The sequence below is a fragment of the Pseudomonas sp. 05N434 genome (assembly GCF_056396965.1).
Genome location: NZ_JBFTMK010000354.1, coordinates 1 through 5294 on the forward strand (window position 1 = coordinate 1; position 5294 = coordinate 5294).

Below are 5294 nucleotides of genomic sequence, written 5' to 3' on the forward strand. Positions count from 1 at the left end.
CGTCTACCCGCTCTAGACCGGGCTTTCCAGAACCTTTTCGCTATCGGCTCGGTACGGGATTTCTATTTATGTTTTGGCCTTTGAGTCACTAGCCTCTGCGGTGCGCACCAGGATGCGCTTAATAAAACCAGAGGAAACTTCCATGACAACTCCCCTTGGCCTCGGGGCTTTTCCCCTCCGTCGTACCTTCGGCGTTCTGAGCGTCAGCCTGCTGTCCTTCTCCATCAACGCTGCGACGTTGACCCGTGATAATGGTGCCGCTGTCGGCGATAACCAGAATTCGCAAACCGCCGGCGCGACCGGGCCGGTGCTGTTGCAAGACGTACAGTTGATTCAGAAGCTCCAGCGTTTCGACCGTGAACGCATTCCTGAGCGTGTGGTGCATGCCCGTGGCACCGGCGCCCATGGCACGTTCACCATGACTGACGACCTCAGTGACTTGACCAAGGCCAAGGTATTCGCCGGCGGCCAGAGCACACCGGTATTTGTGCGTTTCTCCGCAGTGGTCCACGGCAACCACTCCCCGGAAACCCTGCGTGACCCGCGGGGGTTCGCCACCAAGTTCTACACCGCCGACGGTAACTGGGACCTGGTCGGCAACAATTTCCCGACCTTCTTCATCCGGGACGCCATCAAGTTTCCGGACATGGTCCATGCCTTCAAGCCGGACCCGCGCACCAATCTTGACGATGACTCCCGTCGTTTCGATTTCTTCTCTCATGTTCCGGAAGCCACTCGCACCTTGACCGAGTTGTATTCCAACTCCGGCACCCCGGCCAGTTATCGGGAGATGGACGGCAACAGTGTGCATGCCTACAAGTTGGTTAACGCCCAGGGCGAAGTTTACTATGTAAAGTTTCACTGGAAAAGTTTGCAGGGAATAAAAAATCTCACTCCTAAAGAAGTCGCCAATGTTCAAGGTCAAGATTACAGTCATATGACCAACGACTTGGTTGCTCATATTAACAAGGGGGACTTTCCGAAGTGGGACTTGTACGTCCAGGTTCTAAATCCTCAAGATTTGTCCAAGTTTGATTTCGATCCATTGGACGCCACCAAGATCTGGCCCGGTGTTCCTGAGCGAAAAGTTGGACAGATGGTATTGAACCGTAATCCGGCGAATGTATTCCAGGAAACCGAACAAGTGGCGATGGCACCGGCCAACTTGGTTCCGGGTATCGAGCCTTCGGAAGATCGCTTATTGCAGGGGCGAGTGTTCTCGTATGCCGATACCCAACTGTATCGCCTGGGGGCCAATGCACTGCAGTTGCCGATCAACGCACCGAAAGTCGCCGTGAACAACGGTAATCAGGATGGTGCGATGAACATCGGCGCCAGCAGCACGGGGGTGAATTACCAGCCGAGCCGTCTGCTGCCCCGTGAGGAGCCGCAAACTGCGCGTTACAGCCAGTCGACCCTGTCGGGCAGCACGCAGCAGGCGAAGATTCAACGTGAGCAGAACTTCAAGCAGGCCGGTGATCTGTATCGCTCGTTCAACCAGAAGGAACGTCAGGACCTGATCGACAGCTTTGGCGGCTCCCTGGCCACCACCGATGACGAGAGCAAGCACATCATTCTGTCCTTCCTGTACAAGGCCGACCCGGAATACGGGACAGGCGTAACCAAAGTGGCCAAGGGTGATCTGGCCCGGGTCAAGGCGTTGGCGGCCAAACTGGTCGACTGATCTATCTGCCTGAAGCGGGGCCTCGTACGGGGTCCCGTCTGACCAAGGAGTCCCGCCATGCGTGTTTTTCTGTCTGTGTTTCTGGCGTGCGTGTCGTTCGGTGTATTTGCCGGGCCTGACGCGCAAGTCTCGAAGGACCCCGAGGCGCTGAAAGCGCAATTACAGGATTACTATTTCGATGCCGCCCGGAGGGGGGATGTGCCGATGCTCGAGACTTTCATCGAGGCCGGCTATTCCCTCGACACCCGCGACAGCAAGGGTTACACCGCGTTGATACTGGCCGCCTATCACGGTCAGGGGGCTGCCGTGGAGCGCTTGTTGGCGGCCGGGGCGGACGCCTGCGCTCAGGACCAACGCGGCAATACCGCGCTGATGGGCGCGATTTTCAAAGGCGAAGTGCAGATCGCTCGAACCCTGCTGGCCGCCAATTGCAGCCCCGACCAACGCAACGGCGCCGGGCAGACTGCCGCCATGTATGCCGGGTTGTTCAAGCGCGTCGAGTTGCTCGACGCACTCAAGGCCAAAGGGGCGGACCTGAACGCCGAGGATCCGTTGGGCAACAGTGCCGCGCGTCTGGCCAGCGGTGAAATCCGCACGGCGGCGCCGCGCTGATCCGCGTCAGCTGAGCTATCATCGCGGTTTTTGCCGGGAGTTCAGATGGCCAAGGCCAAGCGCATGTACGGCTGCACCGAGTGTGGCTCAACCTTCCCCAAGTGGGCCGGCCAGTGCGGCGAATGCGGGGCCTGGAACACGCTGACCGAAACCATGGTGGAGAGTGGCGGCGCCGCGGCCCCCAGCGGTCGCACCGGTTGGACCGGCCAGCAGGCACAGATCAAGACCCTGGCCGAAGTCAGCGTCGAAGAAATTCCGCGTTTTTCCACGGCGTCCAGTGAGCTCGATCGAGTTTTGGGTGGCGGCCTGGTGGATGGCTCGGTGGTGTTGATCGGTGGTGACCCCGGCATCGGCAAGTCGACGATTCTGTTGCAARCCTTGTGCAACCTCGCCAAGAGCATGCCGGCGCTGTATGTCACCGGCGAAGAGTCCCAGCAACAAGTGGCCATGCGTGCCCGGCGGCTGGGCTTGCCTCAGGATCAACTGCGGGTGATGACTGAAACCTGTATTGAAACCATCATTGCCACCGCCCGGCAGGAAAAGCCCAAGGTGATGGTGATCGACTCGATTCAGACGATCTTCACCGAGCAACTGCAGTCGGCACCGGGGGGCGTCTCCCAGGTGCGCGAAAGTGCGGCATTGCTGGTGCGTTACGCCAAGCAAAGCGGCACGGCGATTTTCCTCGTGGGCCATGTCACTAAAGAAGGTGCGCTGGCCGGCCCCCGAGTGCTGGAGCACATGGTCGACACCGTTCTGTATTTCGAAGGCGAATCCGATGGGCGCCTGCGTTTGCTGCGGGCGGTGAAAAACCGGTTCGGCGCGGTGAATGAACTGGGCGTGTTCGGCATGACCGACAAAGGACTGAAAGAAGTCTCCAACCCTTCGGCGATTTTCCTGACACGCGCTCAGGAAGAAGTCCCGGGCAGTGTGGTCATGGCCACGTGGGAAGGCACCCGGCCGATGCTGGTGGAAGTCCAGGCGCTGGTAGATGACAGCCACCTGGCCAACCCGCGCCGGGTGACGCTCGGTCTGGATCAGAATCGCCTGGCCATGTTGTTGGCGGTTTTGCACCGCCACGGCGGCATCCCGACCCACGATCAGGACGTGTTCCTCAACGTGGTCGGTGGTGTGAAGGTCCTGGAAACCGCTTCTGATCTGGCGCTGATGGCGGCGGTCATGTCCAGTTTGCGCAACCGGCCGCTGCCGCACGATCTGCTGGTGTTTGGCGAAGTCGGGTTGTCGGGTGAAGTACGCCCGGTACCGAGTGGCCAGGAGCGCTTGAAAGAGGCGGCCAAGCACGGCTTCAAACGCGCCATCGTACCCAAGGGCAACGCGCCGAAAGAGCCGCCGCCGGGGTTGCAGATTATCGCCGTGACGCGCCTGGAACAGGCCCTCGACGCACTGTTCGAATAAACCGTAAACGGGACACAAACCCTGTGGGAGCGAGCAGGCTCCCACAATGGAAGGGGGAGGCCTTCAGGCTTCGATCAGGGCACCCAATTCGCGCTCTAGTTCCCGGGGATCGCCCAGGTTGAACTCAATCAACCGCCGCAGGCGCTCGATGGATTCCAGGCTGATGTGTTTGCAGACGAACCCGAGCTGGTCATGGTCATCGTGGGTCAGTTGCACATCCATCTTGATGGCGAGGTCATCGTTGAGATGAATATCGACCAGGAAATGCCATTCCCGATTACCCAGCCATGGCTCGGGCTTCTCGACCAGCAGTCCCTTGAGCGACAGGTCAATCAGCCGCACCGGCCAGGTGAATTCCCCTTGGCTCAGCTCGGTTCGGGCATCGAACGCAATACGTCTGAAGCGGCGGCGATCGGCAGGTTGTTCGCTCATGGCGCAATCCTCGTAAAGGTTCGCTGACTATAGACCTGCATTGCCGGAGGCTGCCAGCACAGTGATGGCTCTAGACTGATGTCGAACTATGGTCTTTGCCGTCAGTAGCGCTAAACTCGAGATGGCTGTCTTTCTTGTCCACTCTGGCTGGAATCATAAAATGAAAAATAATAATAGCCCGCTACGCCACTTACCCTGGCTGCTGCTGGCAGTCGTAGGAGCGTGCGCCCTGGGCGTAGTGGCATTGCGTCGAGGCGAGGCGATCAACGCCTTGTGGATCGTTGTCGCAGCCGTCGCTATCTATCTTGTCGCATACCGCTACTACAGCCTGTTCATCGCTAACAATGTGATGCAACTCGATTCGCGTCGGGCTACACCTGCCGTAATCAACAATGACGGTCTGGACTACGTGCCGACCAATAAACACATTCTTTTCGGCCACCACTTCGCGGCCATCGCCGGCGCGGGACCGCTGGTCGGTCCGGTGTTGGCGGCGCAGATGGGTTACCTGCCCGGTACGCTGTGGCTGATTGCCGGCGTGGTGCTGGCCGGTGCGGTTCAGGACTTCATGGTCCTGTTCATGTCTACCCGCCGCAACGGCCGTTCCCTGGGCGACATGGTCCGTGAAGAAATGGGCCGTATCCCCGGGACCATCGCGCTGTTTGGCTGCTTCCTGATCATGATCATCATCCTCGCGGTGCTGGCGCTGATCGTGGTCAAGGCCCTGGCCGAGAGCCCGTGGGGCATTTTCACGGTAATGGCGACCATCCCGATCGCGATGTTCATGGGTGTCTACATGCGCTACATCCGCCCGGGCCGTATCGGTGAAATCTCGGTGATCGGCGTGGCGTTGCTGCTGGGTTCGATCTGGCTGGGCGGGCAGATCGCCGCTGACCCGGTGTGGGCCAAGGCGTTCAGCTTTACCGGGGTCCAGATCACCTGGATGCTGATCGGCTACGGTTTCGTGGCAGCCGTGTTGCCGGTGTGGCTGATTCTGGCGCCGCGTGATTACCTGTCCACGTTCCTCAAGATCGGCACCATCGTCGCCCTGGCGATCGGCATTCTGATCACCATGCCCGTGCTGAAAATGCCGGCATTGACCCAGTTCATTGACGGCACCGGGCCGGTGTGGAAGGGCGGGCTGTTCCCGTTC

Annotated in this window: 5 protein-coding genes; 4 read left to right on the forward strand and 1 reads right to left on the reverse strand. The window is 59.6% G+C overall.

Annotated features, from left to right (window positions below; genetic code table 11):
- The first annotated feature begins 142 nt into the window (after positions 1-142).
- From katB to radA, 3 genes are read left to right on the forward strand one after another with little or no spacing between them, the layout of a single operon-like run.
- Positions 143-1684 carry a catalase KatB gene (gene katB, locus AC1DLB_RS20295; protein WP_477785529.1) on the forward strand — a complete coding sequence of 514 codons (1542 nt, stop codon included), beginning with the start codon at positions 143-145 and terminating at the stop codon, positions 1682-1684.
- Between the two features lie 57 nt (positions 1685-1741).
- Positions 1742-2296 carry an ankyrin repeat domain-containing protein gene (locus AC1DLB_RS20300; protein ID WP_477743865.1) on the forward strand — a complete coding sequence of 185 codons (555 nt, stop codon included), beginning with the start codon at positions 1742-1744 and terminating at the stop codon, positions 2294-2296.
- A 45-nt stretch (positions 2297-2341) separates the two neighbouring features.
- Positions 2342-3709 (forward strand): DNA repair protein RadA, encoded by a 1368-nt coding sequence (gene radA, locus AC1DLB_RS20305; protein WP_477785530.1) that lies wholly within the window; start codon positions 2342-2344, stop codon positions 3707-3709.
- A 63-nt stretch (positions 3710-3772) separates the two neighbouring features.
- Here the strand turns inward: radA and AC1DLB_RS20310 are convergent, their stop codons facing one another.
- Positions 3773-4141 (reverse strand): PilZ domain-containing protein, encoded by a 369-nt coding sequence (locus AC1DLB_RS20310; RefSeq protein WP_018925823.1) that lies wholly within the window; start codon positions 4139-4141, stop codon positions 3773-3775.
- A 160-nt stretch (positions 4142-4301) separates the two neighbouring features.
- Between AC1DLB_RS20310 and AC1DLB_RS20315 the strand changes: the two genes are divergently transcribed.
- Positions 4302-5294: carbon starvation CstA family protein (locus AC1DLB_RS20315; protein ID WP_477785531.1), on the forward strand; the 993-nt coding region annotated here is incomplete at its 3' end.

What these genes read in the sequence shown, in the direction of transcription:
- katB (WP_477785529.1), top strand. Translation starts at nt 143, where the DNA reads ATGACAACTCCCCTTGGCCTCGGGGCTTTTCCCCTCCGTCGTACCTTC.
- AC1DLB_RS20300 (WP_477743865.1), top strand. Translation starts at nt 1,742, where the DNA reads ATGCGTGTTTTTCTGTCTGTGTTTCTGGCGTGCGTGTCGTTCGGTGTA.
- AC1DLB_RS20310 (WP_018925823.1), bottom strand. Translation starts at nt 4,141, where the DNA reads ATGAGCGAACAACCTGCCGATCGCCGCCGCTTCAGACGTATTGCGTTC.